Here is a 21,844-nt window from a genome sequence, read left to right as displayed (position 1 = left end):
CCGCCAATGGCGGGGCCGCTGCGTTGCGTCTTGCCGTGTTACAGGTTGCCCTGGCGGAACGCGTCCTCGAAGCTGAAGCGCGCCTCCGGCGCCTCGGGCAGCAGCCAGGCGCAGGCGTGCACTTTCTCCAGCAGTTCGCCGTGGGTCGGTGCCAGCAGGTTGACGTGGGCGAGCTTGCGCCCGGGGCGCTCGCTCTTGTCGTAGCGGTGCAGATGGGCGTCGGAGATGGCGAGTATGGCCGCCGGATCGCCCTCCTGGCCGATCACGTTGATCATGCAGGTCGGCATGCGGGCCGAGGTGTCGCCCAGCGGCAGGCCCTGGATCGCGCGCAGGTGGTTCTCGAACTGGCTGGTCACCGCGCCGTCCATGGTCCAGTGGCCGGAATTGTGCACACGGGGCGCCATCTCGTTGGCCAGCAGCTTGCCGTCACGGGTCTGGAACAGCTCCAGGGTCAGCACGCCGACGTAGTCGAGCTCGTCGAGCAGCGCGCGAATATAGCCGTCGGCGGTCTGCTGTACTGCCTCGTCGAGGTCCGGCATCGGCGCCAGCGAATAGCGCAGGATGCCGTCTACGTGCAGGTTCTCGGCCATGGGGTAGAAGGCCATCTCGCCCTCGCGGCCGCGCACGGCGATGATCGAAACCTCGCGCACGAAGTCGACGAAGGCCTCGACGATCAGCTTGGGGTGATTGATCGAACGCCAGGCCTCGGCCGCCTCGGCCGGGTCGCGCAGCACCGCCTGGCCCTTGCCGTCGTAGCCCTCGGTGACCGACTTGGCCACCACCGGCGTGCCCAGCTCGCGGGCCGCCGCTTCCAGCGCCTCGGCGCTCTCCACGATGCGGTAGGCGGGGGTGGGAATGGCCAGGCGGTCGAACAGCGCCTTCTCCTCGGCGCGGTTCTGGCAGATGCGGATCGCCTCGCTCGAGGGGTAGACCGGCTTGACCTCCTCAATGGCCTGCACCAGTGCCACGGGCAGGTGCTCGAACTCATAGGTCACCAGGTCGACCTTGGCCAGGAAGTCGTCGAGCAGGTGATGCTGGTCGGTGTAGACCATGACATCGCCGATCCCGGCGCTGGGGTGGCCGGTAGTATCGAGGAAGGTGAAGCGGTTGCCCAGCGGGTAGCCAGCCAGGGCCAGCATGCGGCCGAGCTGGCCGGCACCGAGTACGCCGATATTCATGTCGCTCTCTCCTCTCGCTGGCTCAATGGATGCGCCGGCTCATTCGTCCGCAGGGCTCGGATCGGGCCGGGGATCGGGGTTGTCGAGCACCGTCTGGGTCTGCTCGGCGCGAAACGCCTCCACGGCAGCACGCACCTTGGCATCCTGCAGGCCGACGATCTGCGCCGCCAGCAGGCCGGCATTGGTCGCCCCGGCCTTGCCGATGGCCAGCGTGCCCACGGCGATGCCGCCCGGCATCTGCACGATGGAAAGCAGCGAATCGAGCCCCTTCAGCGCCTTGGACTCCACCGGCACGCCCAGCACCGGCAGCGCCGTCTGCGAGGCCACCATGCCCGGCAGGTGGGCGGCCCCACCGGCACCGGCGACGATTACCTGCAGGCCGCGCCCGGCGGCGCTCTTGGCGTAGTCGAACAGCAGGTCCGGGGTGCGGTGCGCCGAGACCACGCGGGTCTCGTAGGCCACGCCCAGGCGTTCGAGCATCGCCACGGCGTGCTCCATGACCGGCCAGTCGGATTTCGACCCCATGATCACGCCTACGCGTGGCGGCTCGCTGGATGACATTTTGCGGTTCCCCGTGATGCTGCTGGTTGGCGAAGGGCAGGTATTCTAACGGCGCCCGCAGGCGCCGTCATCTTGACCAGCTGGGCAAGCGGCCGCGCCTGCGGCCGTAGCGATCAGCCCGCCCCGGGCGCGGCGGCATCCACCTCGCGCCGGCTGGCCAGCCAGTTGGCAGCGATGGCGACGATCATCACCGCCACGCCGACCGCCTCGACCAGGAAGTTGGGGTAGAACACCGCCACGATGGCGCCGGATATCGCGATGCGCGGCAGCCACGACATGCGCGTGAAGAGGTACCCCTCCAGCGCCGCGGCGAAGGCGCCGAGCGCGAGTATCGCGATCACCCCGTTCCAGGCCAGCACGTGCAGCGGGCCGCCCATGATGATCTCGGGGTTGAACACCATGAACACCGGGATCAGGTAGAGCCCCTTGGCGAACTTCCACGCCTGCACCCCGGTGGCCATCGGCTTGCTGCCGGCGATGGCCGCCCCGGCGAAGCCGGCCAGGGCGATCGGCGGCGTGACGTTGGAGTCCTGCGAATACCAGAACACCACCAGGTGGGCGATCAGCAGCGGAATGCCGAACTCGGCGGTCAGCGCCGGGCCCACCAGCACGATCAGCACGATGTAGCTGGCGGTGACCGGCAGCCCCATGCCCAGCACCAGGCTGGCCAGCAGCACCAGCAGCAGCGCCAGCACGATATTGCCGCCGGAGAAGGCCAGCATCATGGCGGAGAACTTCAGCCCCAGGCCGGTGAGGCCGACGATGCCGACGATGATCCCCGCCACCGCACAGGCCATGGAGACCGCCACGGCGTTGCGGGCGCCGAGCTCGAGGCCCTGCACCAGCTTCACCCAGCCGGCCCAGACCACGGCCCCTACCCGGGCCAGGGTCACCTTCTCGCCCTGGCGCGGGGCGACGAACAGGAACCAGATGGCGTAGCGCAGCGCCGCCACGGCCAGCATGGTCACCACCGCGTAGAAGCCCACCCGCATGGGCGACATGTGCATCACCAGCAGCCACACCAGCACGCCCAGCGGCAGCAGGAAGTGCCAGCCCTCCTTCATCACCTCGCGCACCTGGGGCAGCTCGCTTCGGGCCATGCCCTGCATGCCCTGCTTGAGGGCGATGATATGCACGAAGAGGTAGACGGTGGCGAAGTACATGATCGCCGGCAGCACGCTGACCTTGACGACTTCCAGGTAGGAGACGCCGGTGTACTCGGCGATCAGGAAGGCCCCGGCGCCCATCAGCGGCGGCATGATCTGCCCGCCGGTGGAGGCCGCCGCCTCGATGCCCCCGGCCTGCTTGGGCTGGTAGCCCAGGCGCTTCATCAGCGGGATGGTGAAGGCACCGGTGGTCACCACGTTGGCGATGGCGCTGCCGGAGATGGAGCCCATGCCGGCGGAGGCGATGACCGCCGCCTTGGCGAGCCCGCCGCGCTGGCGCCCGGTGGCGGCATAGGCCAGGTCGATGAAGAACTTGCCGGCACCGGTGCTCTCGAGAAAGGCGCCGAACAGCACGAAGATGAAGATATAGGTGGCCGCCACCCCCAGGGCAGGCCAAAGATCCCCTCCTGGCCCAGGTAGAGCTGGCCGACCACCCGGTCGATGTTGTAGCCGCGGTGCTCCAGGATGCCGGGCAGGAACTGGCCCAGCCAGGGCAGCTCGCCCCGGGGGCCGGCGAAGGCGTAGAGGATGGCCACGGCGCCGATGATGGTCATGCCGAGTCCCACCGCCCGGCGGCTCGCCTCCAGCACGGTGACCACGGCGATGCAGCCGACCAGGATGTCGGTCTGGCTCCAGAAGCCGGCGCGGCGGAAGATCTCGTCCAGGTAGAACACCAGGTAGCCGCCGGTCAGCAGGGCGCCGGCCAGAAACAGGCAGTCGAGGGCCCAGCCCAGCATGCCGCGCTTTCGATGCGGGCCGAACACAGGGAAGATCAGGAAGGCCAGCAGCATGATCAGCATCAGGTGGATGCTGCGCTGGTAGAAGAGCCCCAGGGGCTGGATACCGGCGGAGTAGAGCTGGAACAGGGAGAGGCCTACGGCCACCAGGGTGATCAGCCAGAGGATGGGGCGCGCCTGGATGGCGCCTCCCCCAGGCACGGTGACCTCGGGCGCAGTGGCGGCGGGCTTGGCGGATTCGCTCATGGGCGTCTCGTCAGGGAGTGGCTGCCGAGGTGCGCAGGTGGATCGTCACCCGCTCGCCGGCGGCCTGGTCGCTCAGGCTGAGCCGGCGGCCCTCGTGCAGCAGTCGATGGTTGACCTCCGGGGAGCCGACCCGGAGGCGATAGCGGTTGCCGGGCACCGGCTCGTCGAGCCCCTCGATCCAGTAGCCGCCCTCCCCGTCGGAGACCTGCCGCCCGCGACCGGGAATATGGTCGAGGCCGGCGGCGAAGTCCGGCAGGTGGCTGCGCTCCAGCACCATCAGTCCCTCGCGGTGGCGATAGCAGTCCAGCACGGGAAAGCCGGCCACGGAGTGGTTCCACTCCAGGCACCAGGCCTCGCCCTCGGGCACCGGCAGGGAGGCGATCATCCGACCATGCTCCGCGGTGACCTCCAGCCACCCCTCGCCGCCGGCCAGGGCCACGGTGTGAAGAGCAGGCTGAGCAGAAGCGCCGCCGGCCCGAGGGCTCGGCGGCTGCGGTCATGGATCAGGGCAGGCATCGGCGTGCCCGGGGTCAGGGACGCTGGTGGTCCTGGACCTCGGCGCCGATCTCCTCGTAGTAGCGCAGGGCGCCGGGATGGAAGGCGACCGGCGTGGAGTTGACGCTGAATTCCACGGTGGTGTCGTTGGCCGCCGGGTGCACCGCGATCAGCTCATCGGTCTGCTCGAAGAGCATCTTCGTGATCTGGTAGGCCAGCTCCTCGTCCATCTCGCTGCTCACCGCCAGCACGTTGGGAATACCGATGGTCTGCACGGCCTCGTCCATGCCCTCGTAGAGGCCGGCACGCAGGTCATAGGCGGCGAACACCGGCTCCGCCTCCCGGGCGCTCTCGACCTCCTCGTCGGAGAGGCCGATCAGGCGGATATCCCGGGTGGTGGCCAGGTTGAGGATGGAGCTGGTGGGCGGCCCCACGCTCCAGAAGCCGGCCTCGATGTCGCCGTCGCGGATGGCGTCGGCGGTCTCGTTGAAGTTGAGCCGCTGGGGGTGAAGTCATCGTAGCTGATGCCGTTGGCCTCCAGCACCGCCCGGGCGTTGAGCTCGGTGCCGCTGCCCGGCGCCCCCACCGAGACGCGCTTGCCGCGCAGGTCCTCCAGGGACTCGATGCCGGAGTCGGCCAGGGTGACCAGCTGCACGGCGTTGGGGTAGACGGAGGCCAGGGCGCGGATGTTGTCGAGCTGGCGACCCTCGAAGTCGCCGGTGCCGTGGTAGGCCTGGTAGACGGTATCGGCCAGGGCGAAGGCGATGTCGGAGTCGCCGCGCCACACCAGGCCCATGTTCTCCACCGAGGCCCCGGTGACCTCGGCCACGGCGCTGGCGCCCTCGATGTGGCTGTTGATCATCTCAGCCAGGCCGCCGCCCAGGGGTAGTAGGTGCCGCCGGTGCCGCCGGTGGCGATGGAGAGCTGCTGGGCCGCGGCCAGCGGGCCGCGGCAAGCAGCGAGGCGGCGACGGCATACTTCATGGCGTTCATGGCAATCCTCCGGGCTGAAACCCGTTTGTTGTGTGGTTGTTGTCGACGCGGATGGGAAAGCGCCTGCAGCAAAGCTAGCATGGCCCCTGCGTGAGAGACCAATGGCCATATTTCTACGTTTTCAGTTTTTTCGGCAATTGCACCAAGGTCGCCTGCGCCGGCTCCCGGGAGCCCCGTCGCTTCACTCCTCCACCAGCGCCTTCACCTGCTCGACGATATGGGCACCGATGGGAATAGCCGAGGTCGCCGCGGGCGACGGGGCATTGCCCACGTTGAGGGTGCGCCGGGTGTTGACGAACAGGAAGTCGTCCACCAGCCTGCCGTCCCGGGAGACCGCCTGGGCGCGCACCCCGGCCGGCCAGGGTTCGAGGTCCTCGAGGGTCAGGCTCGGGCAGTACTTGCGCACCAGCTCCAGATACCCCCGCTTGTAGAGGGAGTTCTTCATCTCCACCAGGCCCGGGCGCAGGTTCCTGCCCAGCACCTTGAGGATGCCCGGGTTGGTGAACATCCGCGCCATGTCGGTGAGCGAGATATCGCGCTTGTGGTAGCCCTCGCGCTTGAGCGCCAGCACCGCATTGGGGCCCACGGTGACGCTGCCGTCGATCATCCGCGTCAGGTGCACGCCCAGGAAGGGCATGGAGGGATCGGGAATCGGATAGATCAGGTGGTTGACGATGGCATTGTGCTTCGCCGGCAGCCGGTAGTACTCGCCGCGGAAGGGGCAGATGGTGAAGCCCGGGTCCTGGCCCAGCAAGCGGATCACCCGGTCGGCCATCAGCCCCGAGCAGGTCACCAGATAGTGCCCCGTGAACTCGCCTCCACTGCTGCTTACCACCACCTCGCGGCTTCGCTCCTCGAGGCCCGTCACCTCGCAACCGTAGCGGATCTCGCCGCCCATCCGCTCGAACTCGGCGGCCATGGCGCGGGTCACCGCGGCGTAGTCGACGATGCCGCTGGAGGGCACGAAGATGCCGCCGACCCCGGTGATATTGGGCTCGCGCTCGGCCAACGCCTCGGCGGAGAGCCACTCGCGCTCGAGGCCGTTGGCCGCGGTGCGCTCCCAGAGCGCCTTCATGCGCTCCATCTCCAGGTCGTTGGTGGCCACCAGCAGCTTGCCGCAGGTGTCGTAGGGAATGCCGTGGGCCTCGCAGAACTCGACGGTGGCCCGGTTGCCGGCCAGGCAGAAGCGCGCCTTGAGGCTGCCCGGGGTGTAGTAGACCCCGGCGTGGATCACGCCGCTGTTGTGGCCGGTCTGGTGCATGGCCGGCTCGGCCTCCTTCTCCAGCAGCAGCATGCGCCGCTCCGGGTAGGCCTGCTTGAGCTGCATGGCGGTGGACATCCCCAGGATGCCGCCGCCGACAATGATGAAATCGTGCATCTTGTCTCGCTCGCCGCGTGGGTCACCGGACCTTCACGGCCCTGTCGAACCATGCCACGAAAGCATCATGGAATCGACACTGGCAAAATCACCGAAGAGCCCCCATAGTGTGGCTATCGCAACCGCCCACTGGAGCACCATGAGTACTGCACGTCACCCCCAAGCCGCGGATCAGCTGGACCCCCGCGAAGTAGCCCTGACCTCGACGTCAGGGACCTGGAAAAACGTACACGCCTCATGCGCATCGTGACTCGGCTGATTGCCGTCTCCGACCTCGGTTGCCGAGAGATCGCCCGACGCGCCGGCCTGCCGGCACAGAAGGTCAGCGACCTGCTCTCCGGCCGCCTGGAGCACCTCTCCGTCGAGGAGCTGCAGCTGCTCTACCGCACCATCGACCCCCAGCCGACGGCCCACTGACGCCGCCGCACCCCCATCTCCTGTCACGCCCTGCCGGGTCACCGGCGGGGCGTGATGCGTTGCGAGCCTCAGGAACACTTTCTGCTCTTTTTCCGCCTCTCTTTTTCTTCCCTGCTTTCCCTTGCCTGCCAGCCACTTGCGCAAACATTACGCCAGCATTAAGAGCATGCTAATGATCTCTTGATGCATATCTTGATGCATATCAAGCCCCTCGACCTTGGTCGCAGGTAGGCTTTCCGGTGTCACCCTCTTATCCCGCCGCGGGGCGATCCCCCGCGACACCCAGGCCACCGGAGGCGCCATGGACCACCTTCGCCGCTCCTTCTCGGCCAGCTCGCTCGCCTCAGCGCGGGTGCCGCCCTGATACCGCTTTCGAGCGTTGCCAGCGCCGGCATCAACAGCCAGCCGCCCCGCCGAGAAGGCGACCCCACCAAGCGCTACGGCATGCTCATCGACCTGCGCCAATGCATCGGCTGCCAGGCCTGCACCGTGTCGTGCCATATCGAGAACGACGCCCCCTGGGCAAGTTCCGCACCACCGTCTCCCAGTACGAGGTGGAGCATCAGGAGACCGGCGAGCTTGCCACCTTCATGCTGCCGCGCCTGTGCAACCACTGCGAGAACCCGCCCTGCGTGCCGGTCTGCCCGGTCCAGGCGACCTACCAGCAGCAGGACGGCATCGTGGTGGTGGACAGCGACCGCTGCGTGGGCTGCGCCTACTGCGTCAACGCCTGCCCCTACGACGCCCGCTTCATCAACGACAGGACCCAGACCGCCGACAAGTGCACGTTCTGCGCCCACCGCCTGGAAGCCGGCCTGCTGCCGGCCTGCGTGGAGAGCTGCGTGGGCGGCGCGCGGATCATCGGCGACATGCGCGACCCGGAAAGCCAGATCAGCCGCATGATCGCGGAGCACCGCGACGCGCTGATGGTGCTGCAGCCTGAAAAGAACACCCTGCCCCAGGTCTTCTACCTCGGCATGGACGAGCGCTTCATCACGCGCCCGCTCGCCGAGCCGGTGGCCCTGGAAGTCCTCGACCCCCACGGCAAGGAGATGGGTTATGAATTCCATGGCCATTGAGCTGCTCGCGCCCCGCTACGCCATCGCCTGGTACCCCTGGGCGGTGCAGTACTTCTTTTGATCGCGCTCTCCTACGCCACCCTGTGGCTGGCGGCCCCGGCGCTGGTGTTCGGCAAGCAGCGCTGGCTACCCACCGCGCGCCTGGCCATGCTGGCCTGCCTGACCACCACCCTGGTGGCCCCGGTGGCGCTGCTCGCCGACCTGCACCAGCCGCTGCGCTTCTGGCACTTCTACGCCTACGCCACCTCGAGCTCCTGGATGTCCATCGGCAGCCTGCTGCTGCCGCTCTACGTGGTGGGCGTGCTGCTGCTCGCCTGGCTGGCCTGGCGCCCGGCGCTGCAGGCCAGCCGCCAGGCACCCGGCCTGGCCGGCCTCGCCGCCCGCCTGCTGGCGTTCGGTGCCGCCCCTACCCCGCGCGCGGCGCTGGTGCTGGTGGGCCTGGGCACCCTCGCCCTCTCCACCGGCATCATGCTCTATACCGGCGCCGAGCTTGCCGTGGTCAAGGCGCGCCCGCTGTGGAACACCGTCTGGCTGCCGCCGATGCTGGTCGCCACCGGCTTTATCGCCGCCGCCGGCCTGACCCTGGTGCTCAACCGGGTCAGCGGCCTGCGTGACCAGGCCACCATCGGCCAGATGCTCAGGGTGCTGCTGGGCGCCTGCCTGGTGGCCGGCCTCGTCGCCGGCAGCTGGTTCCTGGACGGCATCAACGCCAACGTCGGCTCGGTGGCCGCGGCGCTCGACTCGGTGCGTGCAAGCCCCGCCTGGCGCAGCACCGCCCTCTGGGGCGGCCTGACCGGGGTGGCCCTGTTCGGCGCCGTGCTCTTCCTGCTTACCCGCCCCGCCGCCCGCCGCCCGGCCCTCTTCACCTGGGCCTGGGTGCTGGGCCTGGTGGCCATCCACATGGGCTGGATGTTCCGCTGGGTAGTGCTGATGGACGTGCAGCACGTGGCCCGCAACAGCGCCGGCTTCCACCACTACGGCATCCCCGCCGGCTCCTCCGGCATCCTCGGCATCGTCGGCACCTTCGGCCTGTGGCTTGCCGCGGCTCTGGTGATCGACCTGCTGATCCCCTGGCGCCAGGCGCGCCAGGGCGGCAGCGCCGCCGACGTCTCACTCTCGGACAGCTCAGACAGCCCCGCACAGTCCGACGCCCAACGCGCTGCACACAACATGGAAGGAGCGCCCCGCCATGGCTAAGTCCCCCGTCGATACCTCACGCCGCCGCTTCATGAAGGGTGCCGTCGCCGCCGGCGGTGCCGCCACCTTCGTTGCCGGCTACTCCGACCCCCTGGCCAAGATGGCCAAGGGCGTGACCGGCAGCGCCGGCGAGACGCCGAAGCACCCGATCCACGGCAACTCCCTGGCGCCGGAGTACCGGGTCGACCTCGACAGCGGCGAGCTCACCCTCAACCCGGACCAGCGCACCGCCTTCACCATCTGCTACGGCTGCACCACCCAGTGCGGCGTGAGGGTACGCGTCGACAACGAGAGCGACCGGGTGCTGCGCGTCTCCGGCAACCCCTACCACCCGCTCTCCGCCGACGACCACCTGCCCATGCGCACCCCGGTGGCCGAGGCGCTGCGCCACGTCAGCGCCTACGGCGGCCAGGGCCAGGTCAACCGCTCCACCGCCTGCGCCCGCGGCGACGCCATGATGAGCCAGCTGGAGAGCCCCTTCCGCATCGACCACTGCCTCAAGCGGGTGGGCGAGCGCGGCGCTCGCCAGTGGCAGAAGATCTCCTTCGAGCAGCTGATCGAGGAGATCTGCGAGGGCGGCGACCTGTTCGGCGAGGGCCACGTGGACGGCCTGCGCGCCATCCACGACCACGACACCCTGATCGACCCGGAGAACCCGGAGTACGGCCCGAAGGCCAACCAGCTGATGGTGATGGAGGCCACCGACTACGGCCGCTCCGAGCTGCTCAAGCGCTTCACGCTGAACGGCTTCGCCACCCGCAACTACGGCCACCACGGCTCCTACTGCGGCCTGGCCTTCCGCATGGGCTCCGGGGCGGTGATGAACGACCTGGGCGCCAACGCCCACGTCAAGCCGGACATCCAGAACGCCAGTTTCATCATGTACATCGGCACCGCGCCGAGCCAGGCGGGCAACCCCTTCAAGCGCCAGGGCCGGCTGATCGCCAAGGCGCGCGCCGAGGGCACCCTGGAGTACGTGGTGGTGGACCCGGCGCTGAACGCCGCCGCCTCCCACGCCGCCGACCACAACCGCTGGGTGCCGATCCGCCCCGGCACCGACAGCGCCTTCGCCATGGCCATCATCCAGTGGCTGCTGGACAACGAGGGCTATGCCCGGGCGTTCCTCGAGCTGCCCGGCAAGGCTGCCGCGGACGCCGCCGGCGAGGCCACCCACTCCAACGCCACCCATCTGGTGATCGACACCCAGGACCACCCCCGCCGCGGCCACTTCCTGATGGCCAGCGACCTGGGCCTGGCCGAGGCCGGAAGCGACGCCGATGCCCCGCTGGTGGTGATCGACGGCGAGCTCGTTCACGGCGAGGAGGCGATGGCCGCCGAGCTCTTCGTGGAGCGCGAGGTGGAACTTGCCGATGGCGCCACCGTGCGGGTGAAGAGCAGCATGACCCTGCTGCGGGAGTCGGCCAACGAGTACGACCTGGCCACCTACGCCGAGCACTGCGGCATCCCCGAGGCCACCATCGTCGAGCTGGCCGAACGCTACGCCAGCCACGGCCGCCGCGCCGTGGTCAACTGCCACGGCGGCATGATGTCCGGCAACGGCTTCTACGCCGCCTTCGCGGTGCAGATGCTCAACCTGCTGGCCGGCAACTACAACATGAAGGGCGGCAGCGCCGTGGGCGGCGGCCAGTTCAACGGCTTCAGCCAGGGCCCCCGCTACGATCTCGTGGACTTCCCCGGCAAGCGCGGCCCCCAGGGGTCTTTCTCTCCCGTTCGCGTTTCCCCTACGAGCGCTCCTCGGAGTACCGCCGCAAGGTCGAGGCCGGCGAGAACCCTACCCGGCCAAGGCGCCGTGGCGCTCCTTCGCCCTGCCCACCCTCACCGAGCACCTGCCCTCGGCGCTGGACGGCTACCCCTACCCGATCAAGGCACTGATCGGCTGCATGGCCAACCCCATCTACGGCCAGGCCGGGCTCGAGGCGATGATCGTCGACAAGCTCAAGGACCCGAAGCGCCTGGGGCTCTTCGTGGCCGTGGACGGCTTCATCAACGAGACCAACCGCTACGCAGACTACATCGTGCCCGACTCGGTGATGTACGAGGTGTGGGGCTTCACCGGCGCCTGGAAGGGCACGCTGGGCCGGCTGACCACCGCCTGCTGGCCGGTGGTGGAACCGCGCCAGCAGAAGACCGCCGAGGGCGAGCCGGTCTCCATGGACAGCTTCTTCATCGCCGTGGCCAAGCGCCTGGGCCTCGCCGGCTTCGGCGACGAGGCGATCCCGGATGCCGACGGCCACCTCCACCCGCTCAACCGCGCCGAGGACTACTACCTGCGCGCCGCGGCCAACATCGCCTACATGGACGAGCCGCTGCCCGAGGCCGACGAGAGCGACATCGCCCACGCCGGGCTGGCCCTGCTGCTGCCGCGCCTCGAGCGCACCCTCAAGGAAGAGGAGCGCGGTCGGGTGGCCTACCTCTACGCCCGCGGCGGACGCTTCCAGGACGCCAGCGACCACTTCCGGGGCGAGCGGCTGACCAACGCCTGGCGTCGGACCCTGTGCGTCTACAACGAGGTGGTGGGCACCAGCATCGACACCATGAGCGGCAAGCCCAACCGCGGCGTGCCCGGCCACAGCCTGCCGCTGCTGGCCAACCAGCAGACCATGCGCGAGGTGTTCCCCGAGGACGAATGGCCGCTGCTCGCCTTCTCGTTCAAGTCCAACCTGATGAACTCCTACGCCATCGGCAACGAGCGGCTGCGCATGATCAAGCCCTACAACCCGGTGCAGATGCACCGCGAGGACGCCGAGCGCTACGGCATCAGCCACGGCGATACCATCCGCATCGAGAGCCCCGGCGGCAGCGTGGTGGGCCTGGCGCTGGTCAGCGAGAGCGTGATGCCGGGGTCGCTCGGCATCGAGCACGGCTACGGCCACCGGGATCTCGGTGCCACGCCGCATGTGATCGACGGCGAGTCCCAGCCCGACATGCCCTGGCTGCGGGCCGGCATCAACATCAACGACCTGGGCTTCCGGGATCCGACCCGCAACGTGGACGGCACCTGGCTGGAGCCCATCAGCGGCGCCAGCGTGCGCCAGGGCCTGCCGGTGAGGGTCAGCAGGGCCTGAGCCAGCCGCGCCTGGATCCACCACTGCAAGGCAGAGCGCCCCGCCGGGAAACCGGCGGGGGCGCTGTCGTTGGCGACCCTCTCAGCCTCGGCGCGGGCTCAGTCGAAGGCGTCGGTGACCGCCCCGGTGCTGGCGGAGCTGACGGTCTTCGCGTACTTGGCCAGCACCCCGCGAGCGTAGCGCGGCGCCGGCTGCTGCCAGGCGGCGCGACGGCGCGCAAGCTCCTCGTCGGAGAGGTCGACGTCGATGGTGTCGGCCTCGGCGTCGATGGTGATCCGGTCGCCATCCTCCACCAGGGCCAGGGGCCGCCGTCGAAGGCCTCCGGCGTGACGTGGCCCACCACGAAGCCGTGGCTGCCGCCGGAGAAGCGCCCGTCGGTGATCAGCGCCACCGAGTCTCCGAGCCCCCGGCCCATGATCGCCGAGGTGGGGGTGAGCATCTCGCGCATGCCGGGCCCGCCCCTTGGCCCCTCGTAGCGGATCACCACCACGTCGCCGGCCACCACGGTGCCGTCGTTGATGCGCGCCTGGGCCTCCTCCTCGGAGCCGAACACCCGGGCGGTGCCGGAGAAGCGGGTGCCCTCCTTGCCGGTGATCTTGGCCACCGCCCCTCCGGGGCCAGGTTGCCGAAGAGGATGCGCAGGTGGCTCTCCGCCTTGAGGGGCGCATCCAGCGCCGCGATGATCTTCTGGTCATCGGGATAAGTGGCGACATTGGCCAGGTTCTCGGCGAGTGTCTTCCCGGTCACCGTCAGGCAGTCGCCGTGCAAGAGGCCGGCGTCGAGCAGGGTCTTCATCAGCGGCTGGATGCCGCCGATGGCGACCAGCTCGCTCATCATGTAGTGGCCGCTGGGGCGCAGGTCCGCCACTACCGGCACGCGCTTGCCGATGCGGGTGAAGTCCTCCAGGGCGAGCTCCACCCCGACGGTGCGCGCCATGCCGATCAGATGCAGCACCGCGTTGGTGGAGCCGCCCAGCGCGATCACCACGGTGATGGCGTTCTCGAAGGCCTCCCGGGTCATGATGTCGGAGGGCTTGATGTCGCGCTCGAGCAGCGCGAGCACCGCCGCCCCCGCCGCCTCGCAGTCCTCGCGCTTGTCGTTGGAGACGGCGTTCTGCGCAGAGCTGCCCGGCAGGCTCATGCCCAGCGCCTCGATGGCCGAGGCCATGGTGTTGGCGGTGTACATGCCACCGCAGGAGCCCGGCCCGGGGATCGCCGTCTCCTCGATCTGCTTGAGCTCGATCAGGTCGATGTCGCCGCGGCTGTGGGCGCCCATGGCCTCGAACACCGAGACGATATCGGTGTGGCCCTTGCCGGGCAGGATCGTGCCACCGTAGACGAAGACGCTCGGCCGATTCAGCCGCGCCAGCCCCATCAGGCAGCCCGGCATGTTCTTGTCGCAGCCGCCGATGGCCACCAGGCCGTCGAAGCCCTCGCAGCCGGCCACCGTCTCGATGGAGTCGGCGATCACCTCCCGGGAGACCAGCGAATACTTCATGCCCTCGGTGCCATTGGCGATGCCGTCGGAGATGGTGATGGTGTTGAAGATCACCCCTTGCCGCCGGCGGCGTCGGCGCCGTCCCGGGCGTGCTCGGCCAGCTCGTTGATGTGGCTGTTGCAGGGCGTGACCATGCTCCAGGTGGAGGCGATGCCCACCTGGGGCTTGGCGAAGTCCTCATCACGAAAGCCCACCGCGCGCAGCATGGCGCGGCTGGCCGCCTTCCCGGGGCCGTCCACCACCTTGGCGGAGTGGCGGCGGCGGGGGTCCTTGGGGGTGTCGCTCATGGCGGGGCTCCTTGTGAAGATGGGGTAACCCTCAGAGGGTGGACCTCGAGCCCCGGGCTGTCCATAGCCGCCGGCCTGGCTAGTCGGCGAGCCCCAGCTTGTTCCAGCGGTAGCTGAACTGGCGAGGCGTCAGCCCCAGCAGCTGGGCGGCACGGGTCTTGTTGCCCCCGCTGCGCCGCAGGGCGTGGCAGAGCGCCTCGGGGCTGTGGGAGGTGGCCGGCACATAGGGGCGTACGTCGGCGACCGTCGCGGTGGCGCCCGGAAAGGGCCCCCGCCCTCCCCCGGCAGCGGCCCGCCCGCGGCACCTCCCCCGGCGCCCCGGCCGCCATCTCCTGCTCCCCGGGGAGGAAGCGCTCCACGTCCTCCGCCTCCAGGGCCGCCCGATCGGTCAGCAGCACCATGCGCTCGATCACGTTGCCCAGCTCGCGGATATTGCCCGGCCAGGGGTAGGCCTGCAGGCGCTCCAGCGCCCCGCCGGTGAGGTGGACGTTGCGCTGGTTGGCCTGGTTGATCCGGTTTAGGTGGTGCAGCGCCAGGGCCGGGATATCGCCGCTGCGCTCGGCCAGGGAGGGAAGCCGGATCGGGATGACGTTGAGCCGGTAGTAGAGGTCCTGGCGGAAGGCGCCCCGGGCCACCTCCTCCTCGAGGTGGCGGTTGGTGGCCGCCACCAGACGCACGTCGATGGCGAGTTCACTCTTGCCGCCCAGCCGGGTGATCGACCCCTCCTGCAGGGTGCGCAGCAGCTTGGTCTGCATGGCCAGGGGCAGTTCGCCGATCTCATCGAGAAAGAGGGTGCCGCCGTCGGCCTGCTCGAAGGAGCCCTGGCGCAGCGACTGGGCGCCGGTGAAGGCGCCCCTCTCGTAGCCGAAGAGCTCGGACTCGAACAGGGTCTCCGGAATCGCCGCGCAGTTGACCTTGATGAAGGGCGCCTCCCGCCGCGGGCTGGCCAGGTGCAGGGCCCGGGCGAAGAGCTCCTTGCCGGTGCCCGACTCCCCCAGCAGCAGCACGCTGGCGGTGGAGTCGGAGACCTGCTCGAGCTCCGTTACCGCCTGGAGCAGCCGCGGGGAGCTGCCGACGATGCCGTAGCGGCTGGCGCTGGAAGCCAGCGCCCGGGAGAGCAGCCGGTTCTGCTGCCGGAGGGATTCGGTGCGCGCCTGCATCTGGGCGTGCAGCTGCAGCAGCTGGCCGGCATAGGCCGCCAGCAGCTTGAGCATCTGCAGGTCATCCGCCAGGGGCGCGGGCGGCGCCGTATCCGGTGGCAGGCCAGCACCCCCAGGGTGCGCTCGGCCACCCGGATCGGCTGGGCGATGAAGGAGACCGGGCCCTCCGGCAGCCGGCTGCGCGCCACCATCCGCCCCAGAAAGAGCGGGTCGCGGTCGATGTTCTGGCAGACCATCAGCTGGCCGGTGGCCAGCACCCGACCGGTGATCCCCTCGTGGAGCCCGTAGCGGCCCCGGGAGACCTCCTCCCGGGTCAGCCCGTAGGCGTAGCGGATCTCGCCGTGGCGGCCCGCCGCGTCCAGCAGCACGATCCGCCCCCGGTTGAGTCCCAGCAGCTCCGACAGCAGGTGCAGCATCTCCTGGAGCGCCGGCCCCGGGTCCGTCTTGCGCCCCGCCAGCGCCATCACCTGCTGCAGCAGCAGCATCTCCTGGGCCCGCCAGAAGGCGGGAGAGCGCTCGCTGTCGGGCTCCTCGGCCCGGCGTCCGCTCCGCTGCCGCGAAACCCGGCCTGTCTCCGTCTCGCACTCCCTCTCCATGTCGCTCCTCCCGCAACGCAGGTGCCCCGGCCGGGCCGGGGGCAAGGCATCGCGCCTCACAGCGCCTGTTCTCTGGTCGACGCCGGCTCAGTAGCTCTTGTAGGGCAGGAACTTGCCCGACAGCACCACCTTGACCCGGTCGCCGTTGGGATTCTCCTCGCGCTGAATGTCCATGGCGAAGTCGATGGCGCTCATGATGCCGTCACCGAACTCCTCATGGATCAGCTCCTTGATGGTGGTGCCGTAAACGCTGACCACCTCGTACCAGCGGTAAATCAGCGGGTCGCTGGGTACTTCGGAAGGCAGCGATCCCTTGTAGGGCACCACCTGCAACCAGGCCACCGCCTCGTCGGGCAGGTCGAAGATCTCGCCCAGCACCTCGGCCTGCTGCTTGTTGAAGGTCATCTGGCCGAGGCATCCGGCGGTGGTCCACTCCTTGCTCAGGCCCACGGCCTGAGCCACGTCACCCCACTTCACGCCCTTGCTCACCTTGGCGGAGAGGATCATCTCGGTAACTTGCTTGCGGTCGGTAATCATAGGGTCGTTCTCCTGATCGCTAATCGAGAGGTACTGCGTAAAAGGGGCCGAGCGGGAACTTCCCCGCCTCAGGCCGGGCCTGCCGCAGTGCGGCGGGGTGTATTCGTCGGCGGCTCATCATCCCGGGAGGCGACAACCTTCAGGGAGTCGAGCCCCGGCCGCACCACTTTGGGCTCGCCGTAGGCGGACTTGAGGTCCCGCGTCTCCTGAAGCTTCTTCGAGCGGTGCACCAGAAAGTCCACCAGGTGGTTGCGCAGCCGGTAGAACTGGGGGTCGTGGTGTATTGTCTCGCGCTGCCGCTCCTGGGCAGCGTATTGATGACGATCTCGGCGATATGGGCCCGAGGGCCGTTGCTCATCAGCAGGATCTTGTCGGCCAGCAGGATCGCCTCGTCCACGTCGTGGGTGATCATGAAGACTGTCTGGCGAGTATCGGCGCAGATCCTGAGCAGCTCATCTTGGATCACCCCCGGGTCAGCGCGTCCAAGGCGCCGAAGGGCTCGTCCATCAGCAGCATCTTCGGCTCCACCGCGAAGGCCCGGGCGATGCCCACCCGCTGCTTCATGCCGCCGGAGAGCTCCGTGGGCTTCTTCTTTTCCGCCCCCACCAGCCCCACCATCTTTAGGAAGCGGGCGCCGTGCTCGGCCACCCGGTTGCGCGACCACCCCGGATGGCGGGAGCGCACCGCAAAGGCAATGTTTTCCTCCACGCTGAGCCAGGGCAGCAGCGCATGGCTCTGGAAAACCACGCCGCGGTCGAGGCTAGGGCCATCCACCTCCTTGCCGTCCATCACGATGCCCCCACAACTGGCCTGCTCCAGGCCGGCCAGGGCATTGAGGATGGTGCTCTTGCCGCATCCCGAGTGGCCGATGATGCAGATGAACTCACCCTTGTGGATAGAAAAGCTCACATTCTCGAACACCGGCGGCAGATCGCTGCGATACTGCTTGGTCAGGCCTTCCACTTTGACGAAGGGCACTTTGCTGTCTTTCACATCATTCGACATAGGTCACCTTCCTCTGCAGTTGGGCAAACATCAGGTCAAGCAGCATGCCGATCAGGCCGATCATCAGGACCGCGAAGATCACGTTGTTCAGCGACAGGTTGTTCCACTCGTTCCATACGAAGTAGCCAATCCCAGTCCCGCCCACTAGCATCTCGGCAGCGACGATGACCAGCCAGGCGATGCCCATGGAGATCCGCATGCCGGTGATGATGGTGGGCGCCGCGGCAGGCAGCACCACGCGGAAGGCCTTTCGCAGGGGGTTCACCTCCAAGGTGCGCGCCACGTCCAGCCAGTCCTTGCGTACCCCCGCCACACCGAAGGCAGTGTTGACCAGCATCGGCCAGATGGAGCAGATGAAGATCACGAAAATTGCCGAGATGGTGGAGTCCTTGATGGTGTAAAGCGCGATTGGCATCCAAGCCAGCGGCGAGATCGGCTTGAGCACCTGAATGAAGGGGTTAAGGGTCTGGTAGAGCAGCGGCGACATGCCAATCACGAAGCCCAGGGAATTGCTACTGCCATGGCCAGCAGGAAGCCGGCTGCTACCCGCCATAGAGAGTGGGCCAACTGAATGCCGATGCCCTTGTCGTTAGGACCGTTGTCGTAGAAGGGGCTGGCCAGGTGGCCTAGGGCACTGGAGGCGAACTCGCCCGGGGTGGGAAAGCCGGAGCTGCGTTCGCTCTCCGCGGAGAGCCCCATCAGCATCGCGTACTCCGGGTCCAGCGCCTCGCCACCACCGGCGGCGGGCGCCTGGGTCACCGCATGCCAGATGCCGACCAGCACCAGCAGCAGCAGGCACGAGAGCAGCCCGGCGCGCAGTTTCAGTGTCTTGTCCATAGTGTCATCCTCGATTCAGTCGGCTATCGGGCTTAGGCCCGCGACAGCAGCTGGCTCTGCAAATACTCGTCGGCCCGGTGGGGGTCGAAGGTGCGGCCCATGATCTCGAAGCTGGGATAGCCATCCAGCGGCGCCTGCTCCGCTTCGGCCATGCCGAGCTCCGCCATCTGGCGTCTGGCGTCGGTCATCAGGAACACCTCCTCGGCCAGCGCCTTGAAGTCCACCTCCTGCTTCAGGTAGCCCCAGCGCTTCATCTGGGTGAGCATCCAGGTCGCCATGCCGTACCAGGGCATCGGCTCGAAGCCGGAGCGGTCGGGCTGGTCCTGGATGCCGCCCAGGCCGTCGGCGTAGCGCCCGGTCAGCGCCTGGCGAATGACGATCTCCGGCTGGTTGAGGTAGCTGGGGGTGGAGATCGCCTCGGCGATGGTGCCGAGATTAGCCGGATCCCGGGCCATGGCGGAGGCATTGAGCACCGCCCGGTAGAGGGCGGCGAAGGTGTTGGGATTCTCCTGGATGAACGCCTCGGACATGCCGAAAGAGCAGCAGGGGTGGCCGTTCCAGATCTCTTTGGTCAGCAGGTGCAGGAAGCCGATCTGGTCGTAGACGGCGCGCTGGTTGAAGGGGTCCGGCCCCAGGAAGCCGTCGATGTTGCCGGCGCGCAGGTTGGCCACCATCTCCGGGGGCGGCGTGACCCTGAGCTGCACGTCGTTGTCCGGGTCGAGGCCGTGCTCGGCCAGGTAGTGGCGCAGCAGGAAGTTGTGCATGGAGTATTCGAAGGGGATGGCGAAGCGGAAGCCCTTCCAGTTGCGCGGGTCGCGGTTGTCCTTGTGCTTCATGGCCAGGGTGATGGCCTGGCCGTTGGTGTTCTGGATGGTGGCCACTCGCATGGCCTGGCGCGACGAGCCGAGCCCCAGGGAGATGGCCAGCGGCATGGGCGCCAGGAAGTGGGAGGCGTCCAGCTCGCCGTTGAGCATCTGGTCGCGCACCAGGGCCCAGCCCGAGCTCTTGATCAGCGAGACGTTCAGCCCCTGTTCGGCGTAGAAGCCCAGGGGTCGGACATGATCAGCGGCGTGGCGCAGTTGATGGGAATGAAGCCCACCCGCAGGTCCTTCTTCTCCAGCGGCCCCTGGTGCTCCTCGGCCATGGCCTGCAGGCTCTCCATGGGCAGCACGCTGGCGATGGCCGCCATGGCGCTGCCCATGCCCACCGCCTTGAGGAAGCGCCGCCGGGTGGCATCGTGGGGAAACAGCGCCTTGACCGCCGCCGCCTCTACGAAATCCCGGGAGAGGGTATCGGGGTCCTGCGCCCTCGCCTGCCTGGCCGCTGCATCGTGGTCCGCCTGGCTCTCGTGCTGGCCGCAGCTGCAGCCGCCCAGGCGGGAGTCGCTCGAGTAGGGACGGTAGATATTGTTGTCACTCATGGCTTGTCCTCGAAGGTGTTGTGCAAGAGGTCAGGCGGCGCGGCGGCCGGCGCCCACGCTCAGGGTGGCCAGAACGCGCTCGCCCTGGCGCTGTTCCATCTCGAGCCGCTCCGCGTCGTCGCTGACCGTGACCCAGTCGGCATCGGGATCCGGCCAGCCGCTCAGGGTGATCGGCAGCTGCCGGGTCTTGAGGCGCACCACCGGCGCCGCGTGGCGGTAGCCCGGGTGGTCATGCTCCAGCAACGCATGGGCCAGGGCCTCGGCCTGGCGCGCCAGCGGTTCGATGAAGCGACAGGGCTGGCCCTCGATGGCGATGCAGTCGCCCAGGGCGAAGATGCCGGGCACGCTGGTGGCCAGGGTGCGCCCGTCCACGCAGATCCCGCCGGCGAAGTCGAGCCCGGCCTGGCGCGCCAGGCGCGGCTCGGTGGCAAGCCCGGTGGCGGCGACCACCTGATCCACCACCAGCCGCTCGCCGTCGGCCAGCTGCACCACCCGCTCTCCCGCCGCGTTGCATTCGACGCCCGCGACCGCGACGTTCGGGTGCACCGCGATGCCCAGCGCCCGCTGGGCCGCCAGTAGGCGACGCCCGGCGGCCTCCGGCAGCAGTCCGGCCAGGGGGTAGGCGTGGCGGTCCAGCAGGCTCACGCGATGACCGGCCCGGGCGAGATCCTCGGCCAGCTCGCAGCCGACCATGCCGCCCCCACCACCGCCACCCGCGCCTGCCCGTCGGCCAGGGCCCGCTGCAGCCCGCTCCAGCCGGCCAGGTCGTTGACCCGCCAGCAGTGCGCCTCGGGCAGCGCCGCGGGCAGCGCCGGTCGGGCGCCCATGGCCAGCACCAGGCCGGTGTAGCTCAGGGTGCCGCGGGTGGTGCGCAGGCGGCGCGACTGCGGCGAGAGGCCGGTGACGAAGGTGCGGGGCAGCAGCTGCACGCCCAGGCGCCGGGCCGCCTCGCTCCCGGACTCCCGCACCAGGTCATCGGCGCTCTGGCCGCGGCTCAGCGCCACCGACAGCTCCGGCTTGTGGTAGCGGTCGCCCGAGCAGGCGGTCACCAGGGTGATCGGCAGGTCGCGATCCAGGGCCCGCAGGGCCTCCACCGCCGCCCAGCCGGCCAGGCCCGCGCCCACCACCACCGCACCGACGCGGTGGGGGCTGGCATCGGCCGCCACGGCGTCCACCGGCTCCCGGGGCACGAAGGGCTCGAAGTCCGCCTTGGTCACGCCGCACAGCGGGCACTCCCAGTCGTCGGGGATATCCTCGAAGCGGGTGCCGGGGGCCAGGCCGCTGTCCGGGTCACCTTCCGCCTCGTCGTAGATCAGGCCGCAGGCGCGGCAGATGTACTGCTGAAAGGGGCGTTCCTCGCTCATGACGGCATCTCCTCGCGCATCAGGCGCGCCATCTCCCAGCGCAGGTGCTTGATGGCCGGCGTCACGATGGCCACGAAGTGCGCCTCGCGAATGCGCCGCTGGGGGGCCGCGTTCATCAGATAGCCCCTGGCCCCCTGGTGGAGCAGCGCCGACTGGGAGGCGCGCAGCGCCAGCTCGGCCCCTGCACCCGGGCGTCCAGCACCTCGAGCAGGAAGTCGCGGCCGCCCTCGAAGGGGTCTTCGCCAGCGTCAGGGCGCGCTGGCGCAGCTCGTCCAGCTCCGCCTGCAGGGCGTCGGGGCGCTCGTCCAGGTGCTGGTTGACGTGCCCCAGCGCCGGCTCCACCTCGCGGATGGAGTCGATGCTGCCCTGGGTGACCCCCACCGCCATGCCGGTCTGCAGCAGGATGAAGGCCGCCTTGATGCGGGCGATGAAGGGGCGCGCCGGGTCGGCGATCAGCTCATCCTCGCCGACGAAGTAGTCCTTGAGAGTGATGCTCCAGGTGCTCGAGCCCTCCATGCCGGAGAAGGCCGGGCACTGGCGCAGCGCCACCTCCTCCCGGCAGTGCAGCACGAACATGATCTCGTGGGAGAGGCTGCCGTCGGCGCCCTC

At 69.0% G+C, this 21,844-nt stretch carries 18 protein-coding genes and 5 pseudogenes; 5 read left to right on the top strand and 18 right to left on the bottom strand.

Annotated elements, in window-relative coordinates; translation table 11 throughout:
* Positions 1 to 38: 38 nt before the first annotated feature.
* The 6 genes and pseudogenes from ACUDAL_RS01525 to lhgO all read right to left on the bottom strand — a co-directional run bounded on the left by ACUDAL_RS01525 (position 39) and on the right by lhgO (position 6,753).
* On the bottom strand, positions 39 to 1,178 hold the full coding sequence (locus ACUDAL_RS01525) for a 5-(carboxyamino)imidazole ribonucleotide synthase (protein WP_444676879.1): 1,140 nt from the start codon (positions 1,176 to 1,178) through the stop codon (positions 39 to 41).
* A 39-nt stretch (positions 1,179 to 1,217) separates the two neighbouring features.
* The gene (gene purE, locus ACUDAL_RS01520) at positions 1,218 to 1,739 is read right to left on the bottom strand and encodes a 5-(carboxyamino)imidazole ribonucleotide mutase (protein WP_444676878.1); all 522 of its coding nucleotides are present in this window, start codon (positions 1,737 to 1,739) and stop codon (positions 1,218 to 1,220) included.
* Positions 1,740 to 1,852: 113 nt separating this feature from the next.
* Positions 1,853 to 3,888 (bottom strand): annotated as a pseudogene (locus tag ACUDAL_RS01515) (TRAP transporter permease).
* Between the two features lie 10 nt (positions 3,889 to 3,898).
* A complete protein-coding gene (locus ACUDAL_RS01510; RefSeq protein WP_444676877.1) occupies positions 3,899 to 4,327 on the bottom strand; it encodes a DUF1850 domain-containing protein in 429 nt (142 codons plus the stop codon).
* 91 nt (positions 4,328 to 4,418) lie between these two features.
* A pseudogene (locus ACUDAL_RS01505) lies at positions 4,419 to 5,375 on the bottom strand (TAXI family TRAP transporter solute-binding subunit).
* Between the two features lie 181 nt (positions 5,376 to 5,556).
* Positions 5,557 to 6,753, bottom strand: coding sequence for an L-2-hydroxyglutarate oxidase (lhgO, locus tag ACUDAL_RS01500; protein WP_444676876.1), 1,197 nt, complete (start codon positions 6,751 to 6,753; stop codon positions 5,557 to 5,559).
* Between the two features lie 237 nt (positions 6,754 to 6,990).
* Here lhgO and ACUDAL_RS01495 point away from each other — a divergent pair, with 237 nt between their 5' ends.
* Positions 6,991 to 7,170: a hypothetical protein gene (locus ACUDAL_RS01495; protein ID WP_444676875.1), complete on the top strand. Its 180-nt coding sequence runs from the start codon at positions 6,991 to 6,993 to the stop codon at positions 7,168 to 7,170.
* A 147-nt stretch (positions 7,171 to 7,317) separates the two neighbouring features.
* Here ACUDAL_RS01495 and ACUDAL_RS01490 read toward each other — a convergent pair whose 3' ends face one another.
* Complete coding sequence (locus ACUDAL_RS01490) at positions 7,318 to 7,635, bottom strand: hypothetical protein (RefSeq protein ID WP_444676874.1); 318 nt, start codon at positions 7,633 to 7,635, stop codon at positions 7,318 to 7,320.
* Positions 7,636 to 7,664: 29 nt separating this feature from the next.
* Here ACUDAL_RS01490 and ACUDAL_RS01485 point away from each other — a divergent pair, with 29 nt between their 5' ends.
* From ACUDAL_RS01485 to ACUDAL_RS01470, 4 genes and pseudogenes are all read left to right on the top strand, one after another.
* A complete protein-coding gene (locus tag ACUDAL_RS01485; RefSeq protein WP_444676873.1) occupies positions 7,665 to 8,249 on the top strand; it encodes a 4Fe-4S dicluster domain-containing protein in 585 nt (194 codons plus the stop codon).
* 57 nt (positions 8,250 to 8,306) lie between these two features.
* Entirely contained in the window at positions 8,307 to 9,446 is a 1,140-nt protein-coding gene (gene nrfD, locus ACUDAL_RS01480; RefSeq protein ID WP_444676872.1) for an NrfD/PsrC family molybdoenzyme membrane anchor subunit, read from the top strand.
* Positions 9,439 to 10,587 (top strand): annotated as a pseudogene (locus ACUDAL_RS01475) (molybdopterin-dependent oxidoreductase); the annotation flags it as partial. The gene nrfD and the pseudogene ACUDAL_RS01475, both read left to right, overlap by 8 nt.
* A 760-nt stretch (positions 10,588 to 11,347) precedes the next feature.
* Entirely contained in the window at positions 11,348 to 12,532 is a 1,185-nt protein-coding gene (locus tag ACUDAL_RS01470) for a molybdopterin dinucleotide binding domain-containing protein (RefSeq protein ID WP_444676871.1), read from the top strand.
* Positions 12,533 to 12,630: 98 nt separating this feature from the next.
* Here the strand turns inward: ACUDAL_RS01470 and ilvD are convergent.
* The 11 genes and pseudogenes from ilvD to ACUDAL_RS01415 form a co-directional block, all read right to left on the bottom strand.
* Positions 12,631 to 14,316, bottom strand: a pseudogene (ilvD, locus tag ACUDAL_RS01465) (dihydroxy-acid dehydratase).
* On the bottom strand, positions 14,313 to 15,476 hold the full coding sequence (locus ACUDAL_RS01460) for a sigma 54-interacting transcriptional regulator (protein ID WP_444679277.1): 1,164 nt from the start codon (positions 15,474 to 15,476) through the stop codon (positions 14,313 to 14,315). The pseudogene ilvD and the gene ACUDAL_RS01460 overlap by 4 nt, the downstream one beginning before the upstream one ends.
* Positions 15,359 to 16,072: a GAF domain-containing protein gene (locus ACUDAL_RS01455; protein WP_444676870.1), complete on the bottom strand. Its 714-nt coding sequence runs from the start codon at positions 16,070 to 16,072 to the stop codon at positions 15,359 to 15,361. Before ACUDAL_RS01455 ends, ACUDAL_RS01460 begins: the two co-directional genes overlap by 118 nt.
* Before the next feature lie 87 nt (positions 16,073 to 16,159).
* Positions 16,160 to 16,609 (bottom strand): cyanase, encoded by a 450-nt coding sequence (gene cynS, locus ACUDAL_RS01450; RefSeq protein WP_444676869.1) that lies wholly within the window; start codon positions 16,607 to 16,609, stop codon positions 16,160 to 16,162.
* 139 nt (positions 16,610 to 16,748) lie between these two features.
* On the bottom strand, positions 16,749 to 17,075 hold the full coding sequence (locus tag ACUDAL_RS01445; protein ID WP_444676868.1) for a hypothetical protein: 327 nt from the start codon (positions 17,073 to 17,075) through the stop codon (positions 16,749 to 16,751).
* Positions 17,072 to 17,602: an ABC transporter ATP-binding protein gene (locus ACUDAL_RS01440; protein ID WP_444676867.1), complete on the bottom strand. Its 531-nt coding sequence runs from the start codon at positions 17,600 to 17,602 to the stop codon at positions 17,072 to 17,074. Before ACUDAL_RS01440 ends, ACUDAL_RS01445 begins: the two co-directional genes overlap by 4 nt.
* Position 17,603: 1 nt before the next feature.
* Entirely contained in the window at positions 17,604 to 18,101 is a 498-nt protein-coding gene (locus ACUDAL_RS01435) for an ABC transporter permease (protein WP_444676866.1), read from the bottom strand.
* A 5-nt stretch (positions 18,102 to 18,106) separates the two neighbouring features.
* Positions 18,107 to 18,451, bottom strand: coding sequence for a hypothetical protein (locus ACUDAL_RS01430; RefSeq protein WP_444676865.1), 345 nt, complete (start codon positions 18,449 to 18,451; stop codon positions 18,107 to 18,109).
* Positions 18,452 to 18,483: 32 nt separating this feature from the next.
* The gene (locus ACUDAL_RS01425) at positions 18,484 to 19,440 is read right to left on the bottom strand and encodes a CmpA/NrtA family ABC transporter substrate-binding protein (protein WP_444679276.1); all 957 of its coding nucleotides are present in this window, start codon (positions 19,438 to 19,440) and stop codon (positions 18,484 to 18,486) included.
* 32 nt (positions 19,441 to 19,472) lie between these two features.
* Positions 19,473 to 19,871, bottom strand: coding sequence for a twin-arginine translocation signal domain-containing protein (locus ACUDAL_RS01420; protein WP_444676864.1), 399 nt, complete (start codon positions 19,869 to 19,871; stop codon positions 19,473 to 19,475).
* Positions 19,872 to 19,901: 30 nt separating this feature from the next.
* A pseudogene (locus tag ACUDAL_RS01415) lies at positions 19,902 to 21,235 on the bottom strand (FAD-dependent oxidoreductase).
* Between the last annotated feature and the right edge of the window lie 609 nt (positions 21,236 to 21,844).

The sequence above is a fragment of the Halomonas sp. E19 genome, assembly GCF_052439355.1.
Taxonomy (GTDB): domain Bacteria; phylum Pseudomonadota; class Gammaproteobacteria; order Pseudomonadales; family Halomonadaceae; genus Halomonas.
Note: the sequence above shows the minus strand (reverse complement) of the source record. Positions and strands in the feature narration are given on the sequence as shown.

What these genes read in the sequence shown, in the direction of transcription:
- lhgO (WP_444676876.1), bottom strand. Translation starts at nt 6,753, where the DNA reads ATGCACGATTTCATCATTGTCGGCGGCGGCATCCTGGGGATGTCCACC.
- ACUDAL_RS01455 (WP_444676870.1), bottom strand. Translation starts at nt 16,072, where the DNA reads ATGGAGAGGGAGTGCGAGACGGAGACAGGCCGGGTTTCGCGGCAGCGG.
- ACUDAL_RS01460 (WP_444679277.1), bottom strand. Translation starts at nt 15,476, where the DNA reads ATGCAGGCGCGCACCGAATCCCTCCGGCAGCAGAACCGGCTGCTCTCC.
- purE (WP_444676878.1), bottom strand. Translation starts at nt 1,739, where the DNA reads ATGTCATCCAGCGAGCCGCCACGCGTAGGCGTGATCATGGGGTCGAAA.
- ACUDAL_RS01420 (WP_444676864.1), bottom strand. Translation starts at nt 19,871, where the DNA reads ATGAGTGACAACAATATCTACCGTCCCTACTCGAGCGACTCCCGCCTG.
- ACUDAL_RS01525 (WP_444676879.1), bottom strand. Translation starts at nt 1,178, where the DNA reads ATGAATATCGGCGTACTCGGTGCCGGCCAGCTCGGCCGCATGCTGGCC.
- cynS (WP_444676869.1), bottom strand. Translation starts at nt 16,609, where the DNA reads ATGATTACCGACCGCAAGCAAGTTACCGAGATGATCCTCTCCGCCAAG.
- ACUDAL_RS01470 (WP_444676871.1), top strand. Translation starts at nt 11,348, where the DNA reads ATGGCCAACCCCATCTACGGCCAGGCCGGGCTCGAGGCGATGATCGTC.
- ACUDAL_RS01495 (WP_444676875.1), top strand. Translation starts at nt 6,991, where the DNA reads ATGCGCATCGTGACTCGGCTGATTGCCGTCTCCGACCTCGGTTGCCGA.
- ACUDAL_RS01430 (WP_444676865.1), bottom strand. Translation starts at nt 18,451, where the DNA reads ATGGACAAGACACTGAAACTGCGCGCCGGGCTGCTCTCGTGCCTGCTG.
- ACUDAL_RS01435 (WP_444676866.1), bottom strand. Translation starts at nt 18,101, where the DNA reads ATGTCGCCGCTGCTCTACCAGACCCTTAACCCCTTCATTCAGGTGCTC.